The sequence below is a fragment of the Massilia rubra genome (assembly GCF_011682065.1).
Lineage (GTDB): Bacteria > Pseudomonadota > Gammaproteobacteria > Burkholderiales > Burkholderiaceae_D > Telluria_A > Telluria_A rubra.
The window spans coordinates 1-24,638 of sequence record NZ_VUYU01000013.1 but is presented as its reverse complement, the minus strand read 5'-3'; the positions used below and the strand labels follow the sequence as shown (position 1 = coordinate 24,638).

24 protein-coding genes and 1 pseudogene are annotated in these 24,638 nt (G+C 64.8%); 8 read left to right on the top strand and 17 right to left on the bottom strand.

All coding sequences use genetic code 11. The features are described from left to right. Positions 1–2: 2 nt before the first annotated feature. Both F0185_RS19360 and F0185_RS19355 read right to left on the bottom strand, forming a co-directional pair. Positions 3–690, bottom strand: a pseudogene (locus F0185_RS19360) (response regulator). Next, positions 687–2,264, bottom strand: a complete 1,578-nt coding sequence (locus F0185_RS19355; RefSeq protein WP_167227163.1) for an ATP-binding protein — start codon at positions 2,262–2,264, stop codon at positions 687–689. The pseudogene F0185_RS19360 and the gene F0185_RS19355 overlap by 4 nt, the downstream one beginning before the upstream one ends. A 209-nt stretch (positions 2,265–2,473) precedes the next feature. On the opposite strand from F0185_RS19355, the gene xth reads away from it, so the two are divergent. Beyond that, positions 2,474–3,262: an exodeoxyribonuclease III gene (xth, locus tag F0185_RS19350; protein WP_167227161.1), complete on the top strand. Its 789-nt coding sequence runs from the start codon at positions 2,474–2,476 to the stop codon at positions 3,260–3,262. Between the two features lie 16 nt (positions 3,263–3,278). Here xth and F0185_RS19345 read toward each other — a convergent pair whose 3' ends face one another. Next, positions 3,279–4,808: a slipin family protein gene (locus F0185_RS19345; protein ID WP_167227159.1), complete on the bottom strand. Its 1,530-nt coding sequence runs from the start codon at positions 4,806–4,808 to the stop codon at positions 3,279–3,281. A 583-nt stretch (positions 4,809–5,391) separates the two neighbouring features. On the opposite strand from F0185_RS19345, the gene F0185_RS19340 reads away from it, so the two are divergent. Then, positions 5,392–5,931, top strand: a complete 540-nt coding sequence (locus F0185_RS19340; protein WP_167227157.1) for a metal-dependent hydrolase — start codon at positions 5,392–5,394, stop codon at positions 5,929–5,931. Here the strand turns inward: F0185_RS19340 and F0185_RS19335 are convergent. Beyond that, entirely contained in the window at positions 5,928–6,521 is a 594-nt protein-coding gene (locus F0185_RS19335) for an NAD(P)H-dependent oxidoreductase (RefSeq protein WP_167227155.1), read from the bottom strand. The genes F0185_RS19340 and F0185_RS19335 overlap by 4 nt on opposite strands. A 23-nt stretch (positions 6,522–6,544) precedes the next feature. Then, positions 6,545–6,970, bottom strand: a complete 426-nt coding sequence (locus F0185_RS19330; RefSeq protein ID WP_167227153.1) for a MerR family transcriptional regulator — start codon at positions 6,968–6,970, stop codon at positions 6,545–6,547. Positions 6,971–7,157: 187 nt separating this feature from the next. Here F0185_RS19330 and F0185_RS19325 point away from each other — a divergent pair, with 187 nt between their 5' ends. Then, positions 7,158–7,850: a DUF1349 domain-containing protein gene (locus F0185_RS19325; protein ID WP_167227152.1), complete on the top strand. Its 693-nt coding sequence runs from the start codon at positions 7,158–7,160 to the stop codon at positions 7,848–7,850. A 29-nt stretch (positions 7,851–7,879) separates the two neighbouring features. On the opposite strand, the gene F0185_RS19320 is transcribed toward F0185_RS19325, so the two are convergent. Further along, positions 7,880–8,278 carry a VOC family protein gene (locus F0185_RS19320; RefSeq protein ID WP_187362595.1) on the bottom strand — a complete coding sequence of 133 codons (399 nt, stop codon included), beginning with the start codon at positions 8,276–8,278 and terminating at the stop codon, positions 7,880–7,882. A gap of 255 nt (positions 8,279–8,533) precedes the next feature. On the opposite strand from F0185_RS19320, the gene F0185_RS34305 reads away from it, so the two are divergent. Further along, positions 8,534–9,820 (top strand): hypothetical protein, encoded by a 1,287-nt coding sequence (locus tag F0185_RS34305; protein WP_187362594.1) that lies wholly within the window; start codon positions 8,534–8,536, stop codon positions 9,818–9,820. A 71-nt stretch (positions 9,821–9,891) separates the two neighbouring features. After that, positions 9,892–11,706 carry a DUF4153 domain-containing protein gene (locus F0185_RS19310; RefSeq protein ID WP_167227150.1) on the top strand — a complete coding sequence of 605 codons (1,815 nt, stop codon included), beginning with the start codon at positions 9,892–9,894 and terminating at the stop codon, positions 11,704–11,706. Here the strand turns inward: F0185_RS19310 and F0185_RS19305 are convergent, their stop codons facing one another. From F0185_RS19305 to F0185_RS19275, 7 genes are read right to left on the bottom strand one after another with little or no spacing between them, the layout of a single operon-like run. Beyond that, positions 11,707–12,321, bottom strand: a complete 615-nt coding sequence (locus tag F0185_RS19305) for a hypothetical protein (protein WP_167227148.1) — start codon at positions 12,319–12,321, stop codon at positions 11,707–11,709. It abuts the gene before it with no gap. Positions 12,322–12,343: 22 nt separating this feature from the next. Continuing rightward, complete coding sequence (locus F0185_RS19300; protein WP_167227146.1) at positions 12,344–13,015, bottom strand: hypothetical protein; 672 nt, start codon at positions 13,013–13,015, stop codon at positions 12,344–12,346. Beyond that, positions 13,012–13,962 carry an MlaD family protein gene (locus F0185_RS19295; protein WP_167227144.1) on the bottom strand — a complete coding sequence of 317 codons (951 nt, stop codon included), beginning with the start codon at positions 13,960–13,962 and terminating at the stop codon, positions 13,012–13,014. Before F0185_RS19295 ends, F0185_RS19300 begins: the two co-directional genes overlap by 4 nt. Before the next feature lie 25 nt (positions 13,963–13,987). Beyond that, positions 13,988–14,797: an MlaE family ABC transporter permease gene (locus F0185_RS19290; RefSeq protein WP_368737915.1), complete on the bottom strand. Its 810-nt coding sequence runs from the start codon at positions 14,795–14,797 to the stop codon at positions 13,988–13,990. Further along, positions 14,798–17,038 carry a RelA/SpoT family protein gene (locus F0185_RS19285; RefSeq protein WP_167227142.1) on the bottom strand — a complete coding sequence of 747 codons (2,241 nt, stop codon included), beginning with the start codon at positions 17,036–17,038 and terminating at the stop codon, positions 14,798–14,800. It lies immediately after the preceding gene. Between the two features lie 5 nt (positions 17,039–17,043). Beyond that, positions 17,044–17,394: a RidA family protein gene (locus F0185_RS19280; protein WP_167227140.1), complete on the bottom strand. Its 351-nt coding sequence runs from the start codon at positions 17,392–17,394 to the stop codon at positions 17,044–17,046. 8 nt (positions 17,395–17,402) lie between these two features. Continuing rightward, positions 17,403–18,284: an alpha/beta fold hydrolase gene (locus tag F0185_RS19275; protein ID WP_167227138.1), complete on the bottom strand. Its 882-nt coding sequence runs from the start codon at positions 18,282–18,284 to the stop codon at positions 17,403–17,405. A gap of 137 nt (positions 18,285–18,421) precedes the next feature. On the opposite strand from F0185_RS19275, the gene F0185_RS19270 reads away from it, so the two are divergent. Continuing rightward, positions 18,422–19,204, top strand: a complete 783-nt coding sequence (locus F0185_RS19270; RefSeq protein WP_229477098.1) for a 3-hydroxybutyrate dehydrogenase — start codon at positions 18,422–18,424, stop codon at positions 19,202–19,204. A gap of 30 nt (positions 19,205–19,234) precedes the next feature. Here the strand turns inward: F0185_RS19270 and F0185_RS19265 are convergent, their stop codons facing one another. The 3 genes from F0185_RS19265 to F0185_RS19255 all read right to left on the bottom strand — a co-directional run bounded on the left by F0185_RS19265 (position 19,235) and on the right by F0185_RS19255 (position 21,372). Then, entirely contained in the window at positions 19,235–20,398 is a 1,164-nt protein-coding gene (locus tag F0185_RS19265) for a hypothetical protein (RefSeq protein ID WP_167227134.1), read from the bottom strand. A 14-nt stretch (positions 20,399–20,412) separates the two neighbouring features. Further along, the gene (locus tag F0185_RS19260; RefSeq protein ID WP_167227132.1) at positions 20,413–20,925 is read right to left on the bottom strand and encodes a hypothetical protein; all 513 of its coding nucleotides are present in this window, start codon (positions 20,923–20,925) and stop codon (positions 20,413–20,415) included. A 120-nt stretch (positions 20,926–21,045) separates the two neighbouring features. Then, the gene (locus F0185_RS19255) at positions 21,046–21,372 is read right to left on the bottom strand and encodes a low molecular weight protein tyrosine phosphatase family protein (protein WP_167227130.1); all 327 of its coding nucleotides are present in this window, start codon (positions 21,370–21,372) and stop codon (positions 21,046–21,048) included. Between the two features lie 457 nt (positions 21,373–21,829). Here F0185_RS19255 and F0185_RS19250 point away from each other — a divergent pair, with 457 nt between their 5' ends. Further along, the gene (locus F0185_RS19250) at positions 21,830–23,131 is read left to right on the top strand and encodes a dicarboxylate/amino acid:cation symporter (protein ID WP_167227127.1); all 1,302 of its coding nucleotides are present in this window, start codon (positions 21,830–21,832) and stop codon (positions 23,129–23,131) included. 46 nt (positions 23,132–23,177) lie between these two features. On the opposite strand, the gene F0185_RS19245 is transcribed toward F0185_RS19250, so the two are convergent. Next, positions 23,178–23,900: an SIMPL domain-containing protein gene (locus tag F0185_RS19245; RefSeq protein WP_167227125.1), complete on the bottom strand. Its 723-nt coding sequence runs from the start codon at positions 23,898–23,900 to the stop codon at positions 23,178–23,180. A gap of 184 nt (positions 23,901–24,084) precedes the next feature. Here F0185_RS19245 and F0185_RS19240 point away from each other — a divergent pair, with 184 nt between their 5' ends. After that, positions 24,085–24,429 (top strand): energy transducer TonB, encoded by a 345-nt coding sequence (locus F0185_RS19240; RefSeq protein ID WP_229477097.1) that lies wholly within the window; start codon positions 24,085–24,087, stop codon positions 24,427–24,429. The last annotated feature ends 209 nt before the right edge of the window (positions 24,430–24,638 follow it).

Here is a 24,638-nt window from a genome sequence, read left to right as displayed (position 1 = left end):
CATCATGCCGGCTGGCATTCGAAACGGTAGCCAACGCCGTAGACGGAATGAATCAATTCCTGGTCCACCACTTGCTGCGAGAGTTTCTTGCGCAAGTTCTTGATCTGGCTGTCGATGGCGCGGTCGAAACGTTCGCTGCCGGCCTCGAAGGCCAGCTCCAGCAACTGCGCGCGCGAAAAAATACGTCCGGGCTGGCGCGCCATCACGTTCAGCAGGCGAAATTGCTGCGCCGTCAGTTCCAGCCGCGCCCCGTTCCAGGTGGCGCACTGGCGCTCCTCGTCGATCGACAGCGCGCTGGTCGGCGTGCGCGGCCCGGCCGCCGCTTTCCCGCGCCGGCGCAGGCATACCTGCGCGCGCCACCAGTTCACGCGGGCTGAACGGTTTGCACAGATAGTCGTCGGCGCCCACGTCGAAGCCGAGCAGGCGGTCGATTTCTTCCACCCGCGCGGTGACCATGATCACCGGCACGTCCGTAAACGTGCGCAGCTGGCTGCACACGGCGGTCCCGTCCAGGCCGGGCAGCATGAGGTCGAGCAAAACCAGGTCGGGCAGCTTGGCGCGCACCCACTCGACCACTTCATCGCCGCGCAGCAAGTGGTGGGTGCGCATGCCGGCCTGCTGCAAGTAAGCAAGCTGAATCTCGGCAATGCGCGGTTCATCCTCGACCAGCAAAACGAGGGGCGATGTCATGGGCAATCTCCGTGGTGGGCGTGCGGCGCATGGGCCGGCAGAAAAATATCGATACGCAAGCCGCCCAGCGGCGAATGCCCGGCCTGCATGCGCCCTCCGTGGCCGGCGACGATGGCCTCGCAGATCGCCAGGCCCAGCCCGGAACCGCCGCTGGCCCGGCTGCGCGACTCGTCGACCCGGTAAAACCGCTCGAACAGGCGCGCCAGCGCGGCATCGGGCACGCCCGGTGCGGAATCCTCGACCCGGATGACGATGTGCGGGCCGGCCAGCGCCAGCGTCAGGTGCAAGGCACCGCCGGCGTCGGTGTAGCGCAGCGAATTGCCGATCAGATTGGTCAGCACCTGGCCGAGGCGCTGGCGGTCGCCCTGGACCAGGCAGCCGGGCGCCAGTTCATCGATCAGGCGATAGTGCAAGGGATGGCTGGCAAGGCGCGGCGCAAAGGCGGCCGCCACCTCGCCGCACAGCGCGGCCACATCGACCTGCTGGCACAGCAAGGCCTGGGCGCCGGCATCGGCGCGCGCCAGTACGTGCAGGTCGCTTACCAGCCGCTCCATCTCCCGGACCGTGTCGGACAAGACCGCCAGCCTGTCGGGAGTCGGGGCGATGATGCCGTCCTGCATGGCGTCCAGATGGGTCGCCAGGATCGTGATGGGGGTGCGCAATTCGTGCGAGGTATCGGCCACCCACTGCACCCGGGCTGCCTCGCCCGCTTCCAGCTCGCGCAGCAGCATCTTGTTGCGCAGGCCACGGGCGCGCAACACCCAGGTAGCGGCGCCGGTCACCAGCAGCACGGCCAGCATCAGCAGGCGCAGCGGCAGGGAATACGGGCGCGGCTGCTCCCAGCCGCCTTGCGGACGCGCGCCGACCTGCCAAAAGCCGTCGGGCGTGGCGATCAGCGCCGTTTCCGACAGCGCGTCGAAGGTCGCCGGCGCGCCCTGGAAAACGGCGCGCGGCGCACCACCCGGGCTGACATGGCGCAGTGCGAAAGCGATGTCGGGCGCGGCCAGCAGCGGTTTGGCCAGTGCCATGAAGCGGTCGTAATCGATGACGGCGCTGACAAAGCCCCAGAACTGCAGCCGGCTGTCCGGGTCGAGGTAGACCGGGCGCCGCGCCACCATGCCCAGGCCGCCATCGCCCAGTTGCATCGGCCCGGCCAGGCGCACCGTGCCGTCGCGCGCGCTTTGCTCGACCTCGGCCAGGGTCGGCATCGTGTGCAGATGAGCAGCTTGATCGGGCGGAAACACGTGGCGCACCACCGCATTCGGCGACAAGGCCAGCGTGCGCACGGCGGGCGCGTCCTTGAGCAGGCCCTGGCCGAGGCGCTGGAACTGGGCTTGCGTCAGGTCCGGTTTCAGCTGCACCACGGCCGCGCCCGCCGCCAGCGGGGCCAGGTGCAGGTGCAGCCGCTGTTCCAGCATCGAGCGCAGCGCGGCGACCTGTTCGGCCACGCGGGCGCGCTCGCGCGCGTGGAACGACTGCGTGGCGAGCCAGTCCAGCCGCAGGCAGGTGCCGGCGACGATCAGGCCGACGAGAACCGTGCGCGCCAGGGGCGTACTGTGCCAGCGTAAAGTCATGGGAAATTGAACAACAGCGTACCTCGGGATTGCGCGCGCGTAAGTACGCCGGAACAGGCAATTCTATCCGAAACCATTCATTCCTAAAAGCAATCCTCAACCACGACCTTGTTTGCCGCCCGACGAATTCAGGCCAGGCCACTAACGTGCGGCGCACGATGCGCATCTGCGTTCAAAATAGCATGACATTGACTTGACCCGGACCTCCCATGCGCATCGCCACCTACAACATCAACGGCATCGGCAGCCGCTTACCCGCCCTGCTGGAATGGCTGGAAGAAACCCAACCGGACGTCGCCTGCCTGCAGGAACTCAAGGCGCCGCAAGAAAGGTTCCCCGAAGCGGCCCTCAACGAGGCCGGCTACCAGGCGCTGTGGATCGGCCAGAAAAGCTGGAACGGGGTGGCGATCCTGGCGCGCGGCACGGCACCGGTGGAAGTGCGGCGCGGCTTGCCGGGCGACGACGCCGACGAGCAAAGCCGCTACCTCGAAGCGGCCATCGACGGCGTGCTGGTGGCCTGCCTGTATCTTCCCAACGGCAACCCCTGCCCCGGCCCCAAGTTCGATTACAAGCTGGCCTGGTTCGAACGCCTGATCACCCACGCCGAAGGGCTGCTGGCCAGCGGCGCGCCGGTGGTGCTGGCCGGCGACTTCAACGCCATCCCGACCGAGCTGGACGTCTATAAACCCGAGCGCTGGGTTACCGACGCCCTGTTCCGCCCCGAAACGCGGGAAGCCTTCCAGCGCCTGGTGGCGCAGGGCTGGACCGACGCGCTGCGCAGCATGCACCCGGACGAGCGCATTTTCACGTTCTGGGATTATTTCCGCGATGCGTATGGGCGCGACGCCGGCCTGCGCATCGACCATCTGCTGCTCAGCCCCATGCTGGCCGGCGCGCTCACGGCCGCCAATGTCGACCGCGACGTGCGCGGGCGCGACAAGCCGAGCGACCACGCGCCCACCTGGATTGAACTGGACATGAAAAAAGTCACCCGCTGAGGCTGCGGATGTCCGCTTAAGCGCCGCCCTTCAACGGCGCCAACTGCTTGAGCAAGCCTTCCAGCCCGCCGTACACATTCAGATGCTCGATTTTCTCGGTAATCTTTTCGAGGGTTTCGAGTTCTTTCAGGCGCAGCGCCACCGGATTGTCTTCCATGACTTTGGCCGTGTTCATCAGCGAACGGGTCGCCGCGGTTTCTTCGCGGCGCCGGATCACATTGGCCTGCGCCGCCTTTTCCGCTTCCACGACTTTGCCCAGGATCGCCTTGATTTCACCCGGCAGTATCGAGTCCTTGATGCCGAGCGAGATCATCGCGATGCCCAGCACGGCGGCCTTTTTCTGCATGTAGCCGAGAATCTGCTCGTCGGTGTCGTTCTTATTCTCGAGCAAACCGTCCAGGGTGCGGCTGCCAATGGCGGCGCGCAGGGCGAACTGGATTTCCTTGTAGATGAAATCCTTGTAGTCGTTCAGCTTGGACGTAACCAGCTGCGCATCGGTAATCTGGTAGCCCGCCGTGACATTCACGCGCAATTGCACCTTGTCTTGCGTAAGCATTTCCTGCCCGGTGACTTCGATCACGATCAGTCGCGTATCGATGGCCGTCATGGCCAGGCGCTTGCCGCCATGCCAGTACGCATAAAAACCGGGTTTCAAGGTCGCCTCGAACACGCCGTCCACATGGAACATGCCGACATGCTGCGATGGCACCTCGCACGTCGTCAGGTACGGCTGCAGCAAGGCCGCGACCGCCGCATTGCCGCGCATGGCCGCGACGATATGGGCCGGCACCGGCAAGGGCGCGCCATCGAGTTCGATCGATTCGGCGCGCAACTGCCGGCTGGCCAGCGCCTGCCTGGCCGGCCCCGACACATGCACCAGCTGGTTTTTGTCCCACCAGAGCGCCAGCTGCTTGCCGCCGGTTTCAACCGAAAACAGGTGCTCGCCGATAGCCGCATGGCCGCTGCCCAAAATCGACCTGACCACGTCTTTCGCTTCGAGCACCTGCGCTTGCAGCGACGTCACCAGCTTGGTTTTAGGCAGCACGTCAAAGTACGCATGGCGCCCCGGCGCCAGGAAGTCGGCGAACATGTCGTCGACGAACAGCATGCCGAACGACGCCGCCGGAATCGCGACCTGTTTAATACACGCCATGGATACCCCGATCGGCAGGCGCGCCAGCCAGTCGGCCGGCACCTTCAGGTCGCTGCCGGCCCTGGCGCGCAAGACCTCGATCGGCAGGCCGTTTTTCCAGAACGCTTGCAGCGAATTGGGCGGCACCACATGCTGGGTTTGTCCGCTGATCACCAGCGCCACTTCATCGACGCCGGTGCGCACGATATCGAGGTGGGCGGCCAAGGTGGCGCCATGCATGTTGACCAGCCATTCCAGGTTGGGCACGTTCGCGGGAAAATCCGACAAGCTGAGCACCTGCAGGGTTTTCGAGGACGGCAGGAAGTAGCTGCCCGCGCCGAGGATCTTGTCGAATCCTTTTGGCGTGGAGAGCAGGCCGACCTGCCGTTCTTCTATCAATTTTCGCTGGAACATGGAGTATCTCGATAAAACCCTCGCGGCAGCCTTCCACGCAACCGGGCGGACGGCGGTATCGGGATGGCGCTGCCGAATCGGGCCGGGTACGCAGGGTCATGCAGACCAGCCCAAGGCGCAGGATGATCGGGATAACCGTTGATACGTCGGTTTGAAACGCAGGGCCGGCGCCGAGTGACTGCCATGCAAAGCCGGGGCACGCTGTCGTTGCGCAATGCGGCGCCGATGGATTGACGCCGCGCGGCGCAACAACCGGAAATTGGCCGCCTGAGGGATGATGCATAAGTGTTGCACGAACCGGATGGTGAGTCCGGAAAAAACTACCGGCTGCGTAATCAGGAATCGAACCTGAGAAAGGCCGGATAACGCGGTACGCGAACGGTAACGCCGTCGCGCCAGCCTGGGCTCACGAGCCAGGACCGCTGCTTTATCCGGTGGCTTCCCCGCCATGGCAACGCCATCGAAGTATATCGCAAAAGCGATAACAAATTGCCATAAAGATTTATCTGATAACTACTACCGATAACACGGCGCCGCGTTATCATCTCGCCCGTCAATATCGACAGCCCACCCGATTATTCCCATGCCGACCATTTTTTCGCACCCCGCCGTTCCCCTCGCTATCGGCCTGGCGCTCGGATCGCGCATTATTCCGGGCCGCTTGCTGGCGGCCGGCGTGCTGGCATCGATCGTGCCGGATTTCGACGTCGCCGGTTTGCACCTGGGCGTTCCCTACGCGAACGAACTCGGCCACCGGGGCGCATCGCATTCGCTGGCGTTCGCCATTGTGCTGGGATTGCTGGCGGCGGCGTGTGCGCGACAGTTGCGTGCGTCGCGCCTTGCCGCCTTTTTGTTCATCGCCGCCAGCGCCGTCTCGCACGGCCTGCTCGACATGTTCACCACCGGCGGGCTGGGCGTGGCGCTGGCCTGGCCGGTGTCGGACGCGCGCCTGTTCTTCCCGGTGCGCGTGATCCGGGTCAGCCCGCTGACCATCAAGACCTTCCTCAGCGGGCGCGGCATCGTGGTGATCGTCTCCGAGCTGCTGTGGGTATGGCTGCCGGCCGCGCTGGCCGGGCTGGCGCTGTATTTTGCCAGCGGCAAGCAGGGAAAACGGCGCGCTTAAATGGTGCCGGCCATGGCGCGTGCCTGGTCCAGCCAGGCGCTGCGTTTTTCCGGCGTGGAATCGAGAATCGGGCCGCAGTGGAGGGTTGTTACCGGCGTAATGCCGCAAAACTCCAGCGTGGTCGTTTTCATTTGACGAATCGCCGGCGCGCGGTACACCAGCCGGTAATACCACGGCGGCGTATCCATCGTGACCAACAGATGCGCGCTGCGCCCGCCGAGCAGCTTGGCCGGAAAGGCTTTGCCCTTCTGGTACTTGAAGGCAAAGCCGGGCAGCATGACCCGGTCCAGGAAACCCTTGAGCAGCGCGGGAATGCCGCCCCACCAGACCGGAAAGGCAAACACCAGGTGATTGGCCCACGTGATCGACTCCTGCGCCTTTTTCAGATCGGGCTCCAGTTCCTGCACCACCTTGTAGCCGTGATGCAGGATCGGATCGAAGGCGATCTGGTCCAGGGCCAGCACCCGGACCTCGTGCCCGGCCTGCCCCGCCGCTTGCGCGTACGCCTGCGCCAGCGCACTGCCGAACGTGCCATCCGACGCGTGCGCAGCGATCACCAGAACCCGTTTTGCCCCTGTCTTGCCGCCCATGCCATGCTCCTGAAAAATGAATTTCAGGAAGTATGCAGCTTGTCCCATGGGGCAGAGTCAAGGACCTCGTCGACGCAATCGGCCAGGGTCGACGGCAGCGGTGCGGCCAGGCAGGCGCCGATCTCGGCGCCGACCGCGCCCAGCGCGCGTTCAAGCTCCTGCAAACGCGCCACCTCGGCGGCTACCTGCGCGCGGCGCTGCTCCACGACCACCAGGAGCTGCGCCCAGTCGGGCGTACCCTGCACCGCGACCAGCAGCGGCCCCATCTCGGCCAGCTTGAACCCGAGCGCCTGCACCTGGCGGATCAGCCGGACCTGCTGCAGGTTCTGCTCGGAATAGACCCGGTAAGTCCCCTTGCGGCCCACCTTGCCCAATAATCCCAGGGATTCATAAAGCCGGATTGCCTTGGGCGAGGCCTTGGTCCGGCGCCCTAGTTCACTGATATACATGCTGGTCTGTCGATGATGGAATGAGAGAAACACGGCAGCAGTGTAGCCCCGACGGGGGTCGAAGGCACATATTGACAACGCGGAAGCGAGCATGTTACCTTCGAAAAAGTGATTGGAAGCGATTCCAACCTCTTTTTGGCACGCCACTCCAGCGCGCGCCCCACCTCGCCACAACAGGAATCCCGATATGAAAAGCGGTCCGGCATCGGTAGTTGCTACAGTCGCCTTGGCGGCGGCCCTGTTCGCCCTGCAAGCACAGGCAAGCGCCCCCATCCCGAGCGAGGTCAAGCCGGCGATCGCCACGCTGCCATTTGCGCTCGACATGCGCGTCGATCCGGGCGCGGCGCAGGTGCAAGCCGGAACGCTGGTGCTGGTGGCCAAAAAAGGCACCGATCTGTACGCCAATACCGACGGCACCGAGACGGCCGATAACACTCCGCGCGTCCTGTTCCAGCCCGCCGGCGACTTTATCTTTTCCGCCAAAGCCACGGCCAGCTTCGGCAAACCCTTCGACGGCGCAGCGCTGATTGTGTACGGCGACAAGGCGATTTGGGGAAAGCTGCTGTTCGAACTGGCCAAGACAGGCAAGCCAGGCATTTCCACCACGGTGGCCAGGGGCGCGGGCGATGACGCTCACCATGGCACCCGGGAAGGCAGCGAGGTTTACCTCAAGGTCGTGCGGCGCAAGGACATGTTCGTGTTCTACACCGCGCCCGACGGTGCCAGCTGGAGCATGGTGCGCGCCTTCAGCCTGCCGGGCGCGGCCACTGTCAAAGTCGGCTTCTCGGCGCAATCGCCCATGGGCGAAGAGTTCCGCACCCGCTTCTCCGATATCAAGTTCAGGAATGCGACTTTCAAGGACTTCTGGCAGGGCGAATAATCAAGGCTGCCCTAACCCGGCATTGACAATCAGGCATCGCTCGCCACCCAGACCAGGTTCCACAGGTGGCCATCGAGATCCTCGAAGCCCTGGTCATACATGAAGCCATGATCCTCGGGCGGGTGCGGGATGCGCGCGCCGGCCGCGGCGGCCCTGGCGATCAGGCTGTCGACTTCCTGTGCGCTCTCGCAGCTCAGGCAAATGATCACCTCGTTGGCCTCCAGCGCCCGTACCACGGGCTTGTTGGTAAAGGACGCGAAGAAGTCGTCGGTCATCAGCATGGCGTGGATGCTGCCGTCCACGATATTCATGAACGCCGCGCTGTCGCCGCTCATCTCTTCATTAAAGCCAAAGCCGAGTGCCGCAAAGAATGCTTTCGATTTGTCCAGGTCCCTGACCGGCAGGTTAAAGATGATCTGTTTGTTCATGATGTCTCCGTATTGAAAAATGATCGAAACAAGCGTACTGCATCCCGACGACGAACGGGCGGGCGCAGGTTCGACACGCGCGAAGAAAAACCGCGTGTTTCGGCCAATATTGTTGCAAAAACAGCCAAACAACATTCTCGGCAATTCTTGAGCATATGCAACATGTATAATCGCACCCTTCGATGCTCTTTACTCAACATTAGTTTTTATAGTTGACCGAAGAGATATATATAATGACAAAAAAGGATGACAGCGATGCGGATGCGACTACTTGGATTGATTTCGGCGACGGCCCTTACTGCGTGCGGCGGCGGCAGCGATGCGCCACCGGCGCCAACGCCGGCACCGGCACTTCCCACGGTCCCCGTCGCACCGCCGGCGGTGACGCCCGTCACGCCGCCGGCGCCAAGCGAGCCGACCCCGGCTCCCGTCACGCCGACGCCGCCCTTGACACCGATTCCCGTCCCGGGGCAGCTGATCGACCCGCCGCTGACCGTCATCCCACCGGTCGCCGTGCCGCCGGTTCCAACGCCACCGGTTCCAACGCCGCCTGTGCCGACCCCGCCGGTTCCGACCCCGCCGGTCCTGGTCCCGACGCCGCCGACCCCGATGCCAACCCCGGTCACGCCACCGGCAAGCGGCCCGTACACCCTGCCGGCCCGCAGCGTCGGCGATTTTGCCACCTACACGGATGTGACGATGGGCTGGAAAGTGTCCGTCACCCAGCGCATCACCAAGGTCAACGCCGACGGCGGCTGGGAAAACGCCGATTCGGTCAGCCAGGAAAAAGGCGCGCAAACCATCGAGGTTTTCGATGGCAAGGGCGGCATGCGGTCCACCAATTCGTACGCCGCCTGCACCGCCACCTACGCACCGGCCGCCATGCAGGCGCCGTACAGCGCAGCGGTCGGCGACAGCTTCGACTTCGCCAGCACCATGAGTATCCCATGCTCCAAGGAAGAAACCTCGCGCGCGCTCACCAGCAAGGGCAAGGTGGTCGGTATCGAAAGCAAGACTGTTCCGGCTGGCACCTTCTCCACGCTCAAGATCGTTTCCAGCGAAACCAATCTGGACCTGCGCACCGCCAACGTCTACGTTAACTACTGGGTCGAAAAAACCTGCTGGCGCGACATCATCACCGGCTTGATGGTGGCATGCAACACCTCGACCACGTCCAAAGGTTCCGGCGACGTCAGCTTCTCCAGCACGACCGAGCTGGTCAGCTACGGACAGGCCTCGACCAACCGCGAATACCTCGATCCGATCCGCTTTGCCGGCCCGTGGAGCGGTAACTTCGGCGCCTGGTACGGCGCCTGCGACCTGAACATCGGCTTCACCGGCGTAATCACCGGCTCGTGCAAGGCAAGCGCGCGCACGACGGCGGTGACGGGCAGCGTCGACAAGGCCGGCGTGGTAAAACTGAACATGAGCGTGGCCGGCGGATCGAGCGAAACCCAGTCCGGCCAAGCCGCCCTGTTCGACATGAGCGGCCAGCTGGCCGGCGCAGCCGCACCGGGCGACTGGACGCTCAAGCACAAGTAAGCGCAGCCGGCAGCGCAGCCCCCAGCGGGCGGCGCTGCCTTTTCCCGACCCGCGATCACCCTCAACCCACCATGTCGACCTCCCCTGCCATTGCAACCCCAGAAACTTCGCAATCTGTCGGCATGGCGCGCGCCGCCATCGGCGTGCTGCAGGGCTTGTTCCTGTACCTGCTGTTCCAGCAGAACGATCTGTTCGACCCGCTCGTTCGCCCGTTGGCGCTGCTGATCGGCGCGCTGGTGCCGGTGCTGGCCATTTCCAGCCTCGGCCACCTGCGCCCCAAGCTGCTCGGCCTCTGGTGCGCACTGGCGGCGAGCGTGCTGGCCGGCATCGGCTGGCACACCGGGTGGCGCGAAACGCCGGTCCTCCACGCCACGGAACGGGTGTCCGGATGGCCGGGCATGCTGCCGCTGGTCTTCTTTTTCTGCATGGTGATCCTGTTCATCGGCCACTCGCTGGTGCTGGCGGCGGCCCATGACCGCCGCCGCCTGGCCAGCTACGCCACCCATTTCGACATCGCCTGGAAGCTCTTCATCCAGCTGGTGTTTTCCGCCTTCTTCACCGGCGCGCTGCAACTGGCCATGTGGCTCGGCGCGACCCTGTTCGAACTCGTCAAGATCAGCTTCTTGTCGGAACTGATGAAGTCCCCGCTGTTCGTCTTTCCGCTGCTGTGCTGCGCCTTCGCCTGCGCCCTGCACCTGACCGATGTGCGGCCCGCGATCGTGCACGGCATCCGCAACCTGCTGCTGGTGCTGATGTCATGGCTGCTGCCGGTGGCCACCTTGCTGATCGGCGGTTTTGTACTGTGCCTGCCTTTCACCGGGCTCGATGCGCTGTGGGCCACGCGCCACGCCACCGTGGCCCTGCTGGCCGCCGACGCGCTGCTGGTGGTGCTGATCAACGCCGCCTGGCAAAACGGCGGGGTCGGCGACGCCGTGGCGCGCCTGGTGCGCCTCTCCGCGCGCATCGCCTGCGTGCTGTTGCTGCCGCTGACCGCCGTCGCCACCTATGCGCTGGCCCTGCGCGTGGGCGACCATGGCTGGACGTCGGACCGCATCTTCGCCGCCGCCGCGCTGCTGGTGGCGAGCTTTTACGCGTTCGGTTACCTAGGGGCCGCCATCGACAAAGGCGCGTGGCTGCGCCGCGTGGCGCCGGTCAACCTGGGTGCGGCGTATGCCGTCATTGCCGTGCTGACGGCGCTGATCTCGCCGCTCGCCGACCCGGACCGGATCGCCGTCAACAGCCAGGTTGCGCGCCTCGAGCGCGGCGCCGTCAGCGCCGAGAAGTTCGACTACTACTTCCTCAAGTCGGCATCGAAGCGCTACGGCGCCGCCGCCCTGCTCAAGCTCAAGGAAGGCAAGACCGGCCCGCAGGCGGCGCTGGTTGCGGAGCGCGCCAAAACCGCACTGGAAACACCGGACAACGGCGAGCGCTTCGTCGAGCAGCACACCGTCAAGCCGGTCGAGCAATTGAACGTATGGCCGGCGGCGGCGCGCTTGCCGGCCAGTTTTCCGCTGTCGGGCTGGAAGCGCACCGGCGACGTCCCCAATTGCCTGTTCGAGGCGAAAGCGCTGTGCGACGTGTTCCTGATCGATTTCGACGCCGACGGCAAGGATGAACTGCTGTTCGTCGGTGTCGGTTCCTATACCTCGCCGGCGGTGTTTGCCGAATCCGCCCCAGGAAAATGGACCGTCATCGCCAGGATGCACAGCATGGCGCGCTGCCCGCAGTTTACCGAGCGCCTGAAAAAAGGCGATTACAAGCTGGTGGCGCCGCGCACCCGGCAGATCGAAATGGCTGGCGTGCCGCTGCAGTTCGATGCGACCGGCCCGGGCGACTTCAAGTCCTGCGCCCAGCTGAGCGGCGCCGGCGCGACGGCCGCGGACTGATCAGCGGCGGCGCCGGCTCCAGGCATAGCCCAGCAGCGCCAGCAGGCCGAAAGCGTTCAGGGCCACGCTGGCGGTGGCCAGCGTGGTCAGCTTGCCGGTGGCGGCGTCGCCGGCGTGGGCGTTGGCCTGCATCCTGAGCATTTCGGTGCGTACCCATTCGAGCGAGGTCGGTTCGAACGGGGTCGCCTCGCCGGCCGTGAGCGCAACGCCGTCAAAGGCCAGTTCGACCAGATGGTCCTTGGTCAGTTGCAGCGGCAGCTTGAGCACCAGTTCATCCTTGACGCAGCCGTGCAGGTGCAGCGCCGCATCGAGCTTGCCGGCCGGCGCCACGAAGCGAAAGCCCACCGGAATCCCGGCGCTGCCGGCGTCGGCCAGGTTGGCGCTCTCGAACAGCAGCATGTCGCCGTTGATCCTCAAGCCCACCGAGCAGGCTTCGCCCGGCTTGAAGCCCGGCGCGGTGGCCGGCGCCTTGACAACCAGGTCGATCCAGCCATGATCGTGCGCCAGCAGATAGTCGCGCCGCGAGTCCGGCATCTCCTTGGCGTTGCAAGCGATATTCGATAACAGCACGGCCAGCATGCTCCATTTGGCCATGCTGCGCAGGGATCGGTTCATACAGCCTTCTTAGTGAAGAAAATCAGGGGGCCGGCGGCGGCGTGGCGCCGGCCAGGTCGATGCGGCGCTGCAGGCGCGCCGCTTCCAGCGTGTCGCCGGCGGCCTGGGCGCGCTTGAGCGACACGCCGAGCCACGTCAAGAGCGGCCTGCGCCAGCCTTGTTCGGACGCGGTATCGGTGGCGACCACCATGTCGGCCGGCGCAATGCGCGCCTGGCGCATCAGGACGCCGGCGGCGACCAGGCGCGCGAGCGGGTCGGCGATGGGCGCCAGCACGCTCTTGCCGTCGCTGGCACGCGCACTGGCCACCACCGCGCGATGCTGCTCGGGGAGCAGGCCCGCATCGAGGCCGTCCCAGCGCCCGGCGAGGTAGGCGGCATACGCGCGTTCGGCCGGGGTGGCGTCCTGCGCCAGGGCTTCGAAGGCGGGGCAGGTGTCGTATTCCATGCTCGCCACGCGCGTGGCGCAGCGCACCAGCTCCGCATGCGCCACCAGGTCGGGGCGGCCGGTGCTGGCCATCTCGGCGCGCGCACGCGCGAATTCGGTGGCGGCGATGCCGCTCTCGCCGCGCAGGTAGGCGTCGCTGAAACTGGCCAGCGCGCTGCCGGCGTTGCCCTTCCACGCCGGCGGCGGCGGGTTGCCGGAGCAGCCAGCAAGGACGGCGGCGGTCAAGGCGGTGAGGTAGATGGTCTTCATGGCAGTTTCAGCTCCGTCTCGCGTGCAAAGGGCCACTTGCGGTTGATTTCATCGATCAGGCGCGTCACCTTGCGCAGGCTGGCGTCCACCTCGGCGCGCAGCGCGCCCAGGTCCTTGGTCGCCACCTTGGCGTTGGCGCCCACGGCCTGCGCTTCGACCAGCACCGCATCGACCTTTTTCAGGCTGTTGCTGGCATCCTTGAGCACCACCTGCAACTGCACGATGGCCAGCTGCGCCTCGTCCATCACGCCCTGCTTGCCGAACACGCGCTGGTCGGCCTTGAGCAGCAACTGGTCGACATGTTCCAGCGTTTGCAGCAGTTTCTTGGCCTCGCCCTCGCTGCCCAATGCCGTGCCGAGCAAACCATACTTGCCCGACAGGCGCCCGGTCGCCGCCTGGATGTTGGCCAGGCTGGTATTGATGGCCGAATCGCTGCGCGTCATGTTCTCCAGGTTTTCCAGCAAGGCGCGCGCGCTGGCGACCAGACGCGGGATCTCGGCGGCGGTGTCGCCGCGCAGCACGGTGCGCACCGAATCGGGCGGCAGCACCGGATCGCTCAGGATGCCGCTGAAGGCCTTGATGCGCGTGTCCCCCACCAGGCCGCGCTCGACGGTAAACACGCTCGAGGTCTTGAGCCATTTGGCGTCCTTGCGCGGCACGTCGACCAGGATGCGCACCTTGCCGTCGGGCGCGAGCTCCACGCGCTGCACCCGGCCTACCGGAAAGCCCGAAAACGTCACGTCCATGCCAGGGATGACGCCGTCCGAATCCTCCGACAGCAGCACCAGGCGCTGGGTGCTTTCGAACACCCCGCGCGCGTACATCACGTACAGCAAAAAGGTGATGATCAGGGCGCTCATCAGTACCAGCAGCACGACCGCCTTGACTTCCACGTTGGCGACCGCCTCGGCCGGGGCTTCGTCCGGATTCGGGTTGGGTTGGCTCATCTTCGATTCCACTTGTTTGTTCCACCTATATGTATTTGACGGCCAGCGAGCCCGCTTCGATCAGCAGCAACACGAACAGCAGGCGCACCGCGCCCGGCTGCACGGTGGACGACGAGGTGCGCCCGTAACGGTGGGCTTCGAGGATCGCGGCGCTCGGAATGACCGCCACCGACAGCCCGAAGAACACGGTTTTGAGCACGAAGCCAATCGTCACCGCCGGATTGAAAATGCGCCCCACGGTGCGCGTATAGTCGCCCAGGCCCCAGGGCGAGAGGCCGTACACGCTGGTGTAGGCCAGCACCAGCACGATCACGCTGCTGACCATGGCCAGGGAGAGGACCGCGAACGCATTGGCGATCACCTGCGGCACCAGGTCCTGGCGCAGCCGGTTCTGGGCCTGGCGCGAACGGTCGGGCGTCGATGCGGCGGCCAGCGCCAGCGCGTCGCCGGCATTGAACGCCAGTCCCGCGCGCAGCGCCACGAACATGGCGGCGGTCAGGGGAATGAGTTCGAGCACCAGCACCCGCACCACCATCTCGAGCGCGTAGCGCGACAGGCCGTAGCTTTGCGACGTGACCACCACCACCCGGATCAGCACCAGGCTCACCAGCGCCGCCAGCAAGGTAAACCACGGCAGCACCTGCCAGGTGCTGGTGTAGATGTAGCGCGACGTGGCCAGGCGGTTGGTGCGGTTGTAGGTCGAGGGCGAAAACGCCATCACCAGCGCGACCGCCCCCAGGTACACCATGTACCACCAGCTGAAAAAGAAGCGCCAGGCGTGGCGGCCCCAATCGCGCGGCTTGGAGTACAGGAACGACTTGGGCAGGATCACCACTTACTGCCGCCGCGCTTCTTGTACGCCGCCTACCTCCATGATCGCTCCCAGGGCTTTTCGCAGCTGCGCGGTCGAGCCGATTTCGGCGGTAAACGTCATGCGCGCCTGCCCCTTGGCGCTTTGGGTATTGACGCCGATGACGTTGATTTTCTCGCGCGAGAACACTTCGGAGATATCGCGCAGCAAGCCCTGGCGGTCGCCCGCCAGGATGAACAGGTCGACCGGGTAGACCGTGTCGTGCCCGGCGCGGCCCCAGTCGGTCTGGATCACCCGCTCGGGCGCCTTGGCGCGCATTTCGGCGAAGTTCTTGCAGGTGGCGCGGTGGATCGAGACGCCCTTGCCGCGCGTGACGAAACCGACGATGCCGTCCGGCGGCGCCGGTTTGCAGCACTTGGCCAGCGCCGTCATCAGGCCCTCGGTGCCGACCACCAGCACGCCCGACTTGGCGCCCTGCTCCACGCTCGAAGCCCGGCTTTTACCGAGCACCACCGCGTCTTCCGGCACCACCACTTCGCCGGTGTCGTGCAGCGCCTGCTCCACGTGGCGCAAGCTGAATTCTTCCTTGCCGACCGAGATGAACAGATCGTCGACCTTGGCGAAGCCCAGCTTGTGCGCCAACTGTTCCAGGTTGACGGCGGTCTTGCCTTCGCGCTGGAGCGACTTTTCGACCAAGGCGCGGCCGTGCGCCAGCGTCTCTTCCAGGTCGATGGCGTGGAACCAGGCGCGCACCTTGGCGCGCGTGCGCGTGCTGACCGTGTAGTCGGCATTGAGCCAGTCGCGCGACGGACCGGCGCTGCCGGAGGCGCGACTGGCGGTGATGATCTCGCAGGTCTGGCCGTTTTTCAGCGCGGTATTGAGCGGCACCATGATGCCGTCCACGCGCGCGCCACGGCAGCGGTGCCCGACTTCGCTGTGCAGGTGATAGGCAAAGTCGATCGGCGTGCCGCCCACCGGCAGTTCCAGCACGCGCGCCTGCGGCGTGAGGACGAAAATGCGGTCGTCCAGGGTGGTCGACTTGAGCTTTTCGACCCACTCGCGCTGGATTTCCTCCTGCCCGACGACGGCGTCGGCCACGTCGGTCTTCCAGGCCAGCAACTGGCGCAGCCAGGCGATCTTCTCGTCGTAGGCCTGGCCCTTGAAGTTCGATCCGCCCTCTTCCTTGTAGCGCCAGTGCGCCGCGATGCCGTACTCGGCGAAGTTGTGCATCTCCTGGGTGCGGATCTGCACTTCGAGCGGGCGGCCATCATCTGCCGTGACGACCGTGTGCAGCGACTGGTAGCCGTTCGACTTGGGGCGCGAGATATAGTCGTCGAACTCCTTCGGGATCGGGGTCCAGATATTGTGGACCACGCCCAGCACCGTGTAGCAGGTCTTGTCGTCGGCCACGATCACGCGGAAGGCGCGCACGTCATAGAGCTCGTTGAAATCGAGCTCCTTGCCGCGCATCTTGCTCCAGATGCTGTAGATGTGCTTGGGCCGCCCGAACACTTCGGCCGTGATGCCGGCCGCCGCCAGTTCGTTCTGCAAACGCACGATGGCCGACTGCACGAAGCCTTCGCGCATCATGCGTTTTTCTTCGAGCATCTTGGCGATGCGCTTGTAGGTATCGGGCTCGATGAAGCGGAACGACAGGTCTTCCAGCTCCCACTTGAGCTGCCAGATACCGAGCCGGTTGGCCAGCGGCGCGTACAGGTCGAGCGTCTCGCGCCCGTAGGCGCAGGTGAGGTCGTCGAAGCGCTTGATGTCGGCAAAATAGCGCAGGGTCGTCACGCACGAAGCCAGGCGCACCAGCACCACGCGCATGTCGGTGGCCATCGCCAGCAGCATCTTGCGCAGCGTTTCGACCTGGGCCACGGCTTGCTGGGCCGCGTTCTTGCCACGGCCGACAGTCTGGTGGCCGACCGTCATGTCGCGCAGGCGGATCAGCTGGCGCACGCCGGTCACGAGGTCGGTCGCCTCGCGCCCGACGCGCGCTTCCAGGCCCTCCACCGCTTTCGGATCGAGCACCGTCAGCTCGAACATCAAGCCGGCGATGCGGGTTTCGGCATCGCTTCGCAAATATGCCAGGGTGCTGGCCACTCCGACCGCGAAATCGAAGGCGTTCTGGCCCGACGCGCAGGCCATGTCCTTGTAGGCGTCGCCCGCATACGCCAGCGCGCTTTCGACGCGCGCGCAGTCGTCCGGACTGAGCCCCTGTACCAGTTCGGCCGTTGTGCTGCCGAGTGCTGCAATCGAGACCATGCGGCTTAGCGCAGGGCTGCGGTAACGACGATCTCAACCAGGCATGCGGGGTCGGCCAGCTTCGATTCGACGGTGGCGCGCGGCGGCGTGTGGCCGGATGCGACCCATTCGTCCCAGACCGCGTTCATGCCGGCGAAACCGGCCATGTCGGCGATGAAGATCTGGCACATCAAGATGCAGCTCTTGTCGCTGCCCGCTTCGGCCAGCAGGCGGTCGACGTGGCCCAGCACTTCGCGGGTCTGGCCCACGATGTCGGCGGAGGTGTCTTCGGCGATCTGGCCGGCCAGGTAGACCGTGCCATTGTGAATCGCCACTTCGGACAGGCGTTTTCCTACGTGCAGTCGTGTAATTTCCATAATGTCTTTCAAGTACCAATCAAAAATTGTCGTGCGATGGCGATCTGGTCGTCGTGAATAAAGGTCGGGGCATGGCCCACGTTGGCAATCTCCACCAGCGTGGCGCGCGGCCCGCGCGCGGCCATGCTGGCGGCGGTGGCGCGCGAGAGCAGGTCGGAGTGTTCGCCGCGCACCAGCAGGGTCGGACAGGCGATGGCATCGTAGGCGGCCCACAGCATGGCTTCATCGGCGCGCGTGCTCTCGGGCGTGGCCGAGCGAAACGGCAGCGCCAGGCCCATGTCGTAATGACGCACCCACTGGCCGTCCGGCTCCTGGCGCAGCACGTCGGCGGCCAGCTTGCGCCACTCCTCTTCGGTGTGCTCGCCGAACGACTGCGACACCTCGCGCACAAAGCGCGCGGCCGCGTCAAAGGTCGGAAAGCGCAGCTCCTGGCCGATATAGTCGCCGATGCGCAGCAGCGCCGCCGGGTCGAGCGTCGGGCCGATATCGTTCAGGACCAGTTTGCGCACCGGGGTGCCGGGCAGCGACGCCAGGGCCAGGCCGATCAGGCCACCCATCGAGGTGCCGAACCAGTCGACGCCATCAATGCCATTGCCCCCGGTGATGCGCGCGATCAAGGTCACCATGTCGCTCACGTATTGGGGCACGCGGTACAGCTGCGGATTGGCCAGGCGCCCCGAGCGGCCGCGCCCCACCACGTCGGGCGCCACCACGCGGTAGTGGCCGGCCAGCGCGCGCGCCAGGCTGTCGAAATCGTCGCCCACCCGCGTGACGCCATGCACGCACACCAGCACGCGCGGGTTGGCCGGGTCGCCCCACTCCTTGTACGACATCTGGTGCAGGCCGGCGGGCGACATGCACTGGACGGATTTGATTCTTGCCTCGCTCATGCCGGCTCCTGTTGAGGTGTTGTCAAGCGTGTCGATCCGTCGCCATTGTCCAATGTGTGCTTCAATCTTCACTGCGTTTAGAATTCTACCTCATCCACCCCCAAACTCTTTCTGTAGAGGACACAATGAAATCAGGTATGTTGAGCGGTAAAAGCGCACTGGTCACCGGTTCCACCTCTGGCATCGGCCTCGGCATCGCGCGTTCGCTGGCCCGGGAAGGCGCTAACATCGTCTTCAACGGCTTCGGCGACGCCGGCCAGATCGACAAACTGCACACCGACCTGGGGCGCGAATTCGGCGTACAGACGGCGTATCACAACGCCGACATGTCGAAGCCAAGCGAGATCGAAGCGATGATGCGGTTCGCGACCGACAAATTCGGCGGCGTCGATGTGCTGGTCAATAACGCCGGCATCCAGCATGTGGCCAATATCGAGGATTTTCCGGCCGAAAAATGGGATGCAATCATCGCCATTAACCTCACCTCGGCGTTTCACACCACGCGCCTGGCGCTGCCCGCCATGAAACAGAAGAACTGGGGCCGCATCATCAACCTGGCCTCGGTGCACGGCCTGGTCGGCTCGGCGCAAAAATCGGCCTACGTGGCGGCCAAGCACGGGCTGGTCGGCTTTACCAAGGTGACCGCGCTCGAAACGGCCGGCACGGGCGTGACCTGCAACGCCATCTGCCCGGGTTGGGTGCTCACGCCGCTGGTGCAAAAACAGGTGGACGACCGCGCCGCGCGCGACGGCATCGGCAACGAAGAGGCCAAGAAGGCCCTGCTGGGCGAAAAGCAGCCGTCCGGCGAATTCGTCACGCCCGAAGAACTGGGCGCGCTGGCGGTTTTCCTGTGCAGCGCCGCCGGCAACCAGGTGCGCGGCGTGGCCTGGAACATGGATGGCGGCTGGGCTGCGCAGTAGGCGCCCGTCACCGACAGCCGCTGATAATCGCTATCTGGCGCTCTGCAGGGCGCGCGCCGCGACCAGCTTCTTGTTGAGCGCCGCGAAGGCGCGTTCGTCGGCCTTGCTGGCGATGACCAGCTTGTCGTTCTTGACGCTGAACTGGCCCGGGCGCTCGGCGGCAAACGCCAGGATGGCGCGCTGGGCCGGGATGATCGCATTCTGGGCCTTCCCGAAACGGTCTACGATCGCGACGATGGGCAGCAGCGACTTCGCGGCGTCCGCCACGTGGCCCGTGTCGAACGGCATATCGATCTTGTCGAAGCTGTCGTTCGCTTGCTGGAAGCCGGCGCGCTGTTCGGTCAAATAGCGGCCGGCGGCCACTTCGACCAGATCGAGCCTGCGCAGGCTGGACGCGACCTTCTCCGGTGACGCGAGGTTGGCGGGCCAAAGCATTTCTCCCCACGCCATTTCCTTGGCCGTGAGAAGAAACTCCCGATTCGCATGGTCCGTCTTCAGCGCGCAGACGACCAGGGCGAGGGCCAGTTCGTCGGCTGCAGCTACGCCCGTCCTGGTCGACCAGTACTGAATCGACACAGGCGCGCTGTATTCGTCGCCCCTATTGATGTCGCCGATTTTCAGCCGCGCCACCGCGACCGCGGTTTCGGTCAGCTTGTGGAGCGCATCGGCTCCCCATTCGTTGGCGGCCTGCTCGATGGCGGGCCGGGCCGCCTTGACGGCGCCGGCCAGCAGCAGCGCCGGCGGCAAGGCGTTGAACGCCGCCACATCGTCGGACTGGTTGGCGCCGGCCGGCAGCGCCAGGGCTCGTTGTCCGGGCGCAGTGGCGTAGGCTTCGGCGATACTGCGCGCCTCCTCCAGGGTCAGGTGGCGCGCCAGCGCGCGCAAGATCAGTTCCTGCTGGCGCTGCGGCGTGGTGGTGGCAAACAGGTGCTTGAACAGCGCTTGCTGGGACGGGCGCAATGCGGCGTTGTCCTTCACCGCAGCCTGGAGCAGGGTTTCGCCCTTGACGACCGACAGCATCTGGCGCACCGCCTCGACGTGGGCCGCAGGCAGCGGCGCGGGCATGGCGGCTTTCACGGGCGTGGCGGGAATGGCGGCAGCGGCCATCTGCAGCGGCGACAGCAGGGCAAGCAGCAGCGGCGCGCGCAGCGCCGTGCGGGAAACAGCGTGGATCATCGTAGTTGTGGTGTGCAAGATGGCCTTGGTGGTTATTGTGGTTTGCTGGACGGGACGGTCAGCGTGGTACTGGTCTTTTCGCGTTTGGCCGGGCCGCAGGCATCGGACTCGTAGCGCAGCGCGACGGCGTAGGTTTCGTCGGAGTAGCGGCTCACCAGCAGGCTTTGCGAGGAGTCGTAGCTGGCGCCTTTGGCGCGGTCGGTGAAGCACACTTCCAGGTCTTCGATGCCGTCGTTGTTGATGTCGGCGCGGCGCACCACGCGCAGCTGGTACAGCCAGCGTTCACCGTCGAAGGTCACGCCATCGTCGCCGCTATTGGTCGGCAGCATGCCGAAATCGGCGAAGGTGCGCAGCTCCGGCGTGCGCCGCGCGGCCAGTGAACTGCGTACCGAGGCCAGGTCGAAATTATCGGCAAGGAAGCGGCCCAGTTCGAGCTGGGGGAAGAACGAGGTCACCGACTTGGGCGCCGGTTTCGCCTTGGGCGCCGCGTGCACGATGGCTGGTGCGATGGCGGCAGCGAGCAGCAGATGACGGAGTAATTTCATGGCGGGTGTCCCAGGTGGCCGACGCGGGGTCGAAAGCATGACTATACCGCGTGCGGGGTGGTCACATGCACAATTACGCAAGCGACAGCGCGCACACGGCGACGAGTAACAGGGGCCGCTTCATGGACGCAGGAATTTTCCAGCCTTCGCTTCCAGGATGCCGATCAGCTCCGGCTGCATATAGGTATAGTTGTCGGGAATATCGAGGCAAATCACTTTTTTACCGTTCAAATGGGAGCGAAAACGCTCGCCCAGGCGCCGCCGGTGCGCTTTTTCCATCACGAACACGATGGTGGCCCACGCAATCTGCTCGGGCGAGAGCGGCACCGAGGCATCGCCGCCCAGGCCCGCCGAATCGGTTTCGACCCCGGGCCAGCTGGCGAAGACCTGCTCGGCCGTCGGGCTGCGCAGCCGGTTCTGGCTGCAGATAAAGAGTGCTCGCTGCATGCGTTTCCTTCAATGTCAATCCAACATTATCCCACGCCCCACGCCCATGCAGACGCAGCGGCCGGGCTCGGCCACCATGGCCCTTCGCGTACCAACAAAGGAAGCCCATGCGATCACTATTGCGCCTCGCGCTGTCGACCCTGTTGCCCAGCATTTCTTTCGGCTGATGCTACAAGCTGCAAGCTGCGCGCGCCTCCCAGCTGGCGCGCAGGCTTGGCGCGACGATCGCCAACGGCAGCAATATCGGCGTGTTTGCCCACAGCGGCCACGCGCGCGAACAGCTCATTGCCAACTTCATACGCTCGGCGTGTCCCCGATAAGAGACACTGACATTGCCGCATATCAATCATTAAATATTTACATGTGGAAACTTCGCATTCTGCGGGTATCCACAATAGATGACGTACACGATTTCGATAAAGATACAGATATTCAAATATCGAACGGAGACACCGTCATGAAAAAACCCTTCTACAAGATCCTGTATGTTCAGGTTCTGATCGCCATCGTGTGCGGCGTGCTGCTCGGCGTGTTCTACCCGAAACTCGGGGTCGACATGAAACCGCTGGGCGACGGCTTCATCAAGCTGATCAAGATGATCATCGCCCCCGTGATTTTCTGCACCGTCGTCGCCGGTATCGCCGGCATGCAGGACATGAAGAAAATCGGCCGCGTTGGCGGCAAGGCGCTGCTGTACTTCGAGGTCGTCTCCACCTTCGCGCTGGCGATCGGCCTGATCGTCGCCAACGTGGTGCGTCCGGGCGACGGCTTCAACGCCGATCCGGCCAAGCTCGACACCAAGGCCATTGCCGAATACACGGCCAAGGCGCATAGCCAGAACACGGTCGACTTCGTGATGAACATCATCCCGAACACCGTCGTCGACGCCTTCGCCAAGGGCGACATCCTGCAAGTGCTGCTGTTTGCGATCCTGTTCGGCTTCGCGCTGTCGATGCTGGGCGAGCGCGGACGTCCGGTCGCGAAACTGATCGACGACATGTCGCATGTGATTTTCGGCGTGGTCGGCATCGTTATGAAAGTCGCTCCCATCGGCGCCTTCGGCGCGATGGCCTTCACCATCGGTAAATTCGGCCTGGCCTCGCTGCTGCCGCTGGCCAAGCTGATGGGTTCCTTCTACCTCACCTGCGCCCTGTTCGTGTTCATCGTGCTCGGCGCCATCGCCCGCATGACCGGCTTTTCGATCTTCCGCTTCATCGCCTACATCAAGGAAGAACTGCTGATCGTGCTCGGTACCAGCTCCTCGGAAAGCGCCCTGCCCGCCCTGATGCGCAAGCTCGAAAAACTCGGCTGCTCCAAATCGGTGGTCGGCCTGGTGGTGCCGACCGGTTACTCGTTCAACCTCGATGGCACCAACATTTACATGACCATGGCGGCCCTGTTCGTGGCGCAGGCCACCAATACCGACCTGACCCTTAGCCAGCAGCTCACCATCCTGGGCGTGGCGATGCTGACCTCCAAGGGCGCGTCCGGCATCACCGGCGCCGGCTTCATCACCCTGGCCGCCACCCTGGCCGTGGTGCCGACCATCCCGGTGGCCGGCATGGCGCTCATTCTCGGGATCGACCGCTTCATGAGCGAATGCCGCGCACTGACCAATTTTGTCGGCAACGGTGTCGCCACCGTGGTGGTCTCGCACTGGGAAAAAGAGCTCGATCACGACCGCATGAAACGCGAACTGGCCAATCCAACCCATATGGACGACGACAGCGAACTGTACCCGGTTCGCAAAGCCGCCTGACCTTCGCCCTCTCCCGCAGGGCACAACCCACCCTGCGGGAACCCGGCTACTTCAAACGATAGATCACGTCGACCGGCTGCGCGAATTTCAGCGACATCACCGTCAGCAGGTCGGCGCGCTCGGTGCCGATTTTCTGGTCCGGCGACGACCGTGCACCAGCCTCGCTCGGCGCCAGCCCCATGGCCCGGGTCAGATTCTTCAAGTCCCCTGTACTGACGGCGCTCGCCGCTCCCAGCTTTCTTCCCAGTCCCGCCGCAATCCCCTCCGCCTTGCGGCGCGCGATCCTGAGCGCATCGCCGGCCAGTTCCATCTCTATTTTTTCACGCTGGGTGGTATCGAACACGATCATGAAACCATCAAGGTTCGGCATGGTCAGCAGCGGCGTTGCGGCGGCGCGCCATTGGGCCAGGTTGCGCACGTTGATGCGCACCCCGGCGCGGATATCGTACTGCACCGGCGCGCCCGCCGCAGTCGCGTCCTGCTTGCGGAAGTCCTTGCGCACATCGCGAATTTCCACGTCGTCGAGCGGCACGCCCGCCTGCGCCATGGCCGCGCGGATCTCGGTGGCGCGCGCCTCGACCACGCCGACGGCGGCGGCCGGGTCGGCGTCGAAGGCGGCGATCTCGAAATCGATCTGGCCCAGGTCCGGCATGGCAACCGCGGTACCAACGCCGCTGACATGGATGAAAGGATAATCGGGCAAGCCAGACGCTTGCGCGGCCATCGGCAACAGGGACAGGGCGCCGGCGGCGGCGATCGTTTTGAGCATGGGTTCTCCGCGGATGATCTGAAATGAAAACGCGAGAATACGCAACGTAGACAATGTTGTCTACATAAATTTCACTGACAATAAAGACGGAAAGAAAGTCATAGACAACTCTGTCTAGACAGATTAATCTATAAATCAGGCACCCGCCCAAACCAAGGCGCACGACGCCACCAAAGGAGATCGCATGAACCCATTTATCAATTCGATGGCCATACTGGCAGTTGCGGCCTGCGCCGCCTTCAGCGCGCCGGCCGCCGCCAGCCACCCCAAGGTCGACCTGGCATCCTGCGCCAAGCCGGTCTACCCGGCCGACGCGCGCGCCGCACAGCATGACGGCACGGTGAAGCTGGCCTTCCTGGTCGGCGCCGACGGTAAGCTGGCCGACAGCAAGGTGGAAAGCTCGAGCGGCCACCCGGCGCTCGACGACGCGGCGCACCAGGCGCTCAAGCTGTGCAAGTTCCGCCCGGCCAGCGCCAAGGGCAAGCCGGTGGAAAGCTGGGCGCGCGTCGCCTATGTCTGGAAACTGTAATATCAGGCCCGCCTCGCGCTGCCTAGCCTGAATGTTTCATAAACTGCCACCGCAGTGCTGGTTCGGCGATACATGAGCTCCTCAGTGACGATCACGATGTCGCGGGCAATAGCCCCCTACCCGATTGAACGGGACATCGAATGGAGCGGTATGCGGTTGAAGGTTGGCGGGTTGGTGGTCAGTTCTCGGCAGACCGGACGTGGCTTACT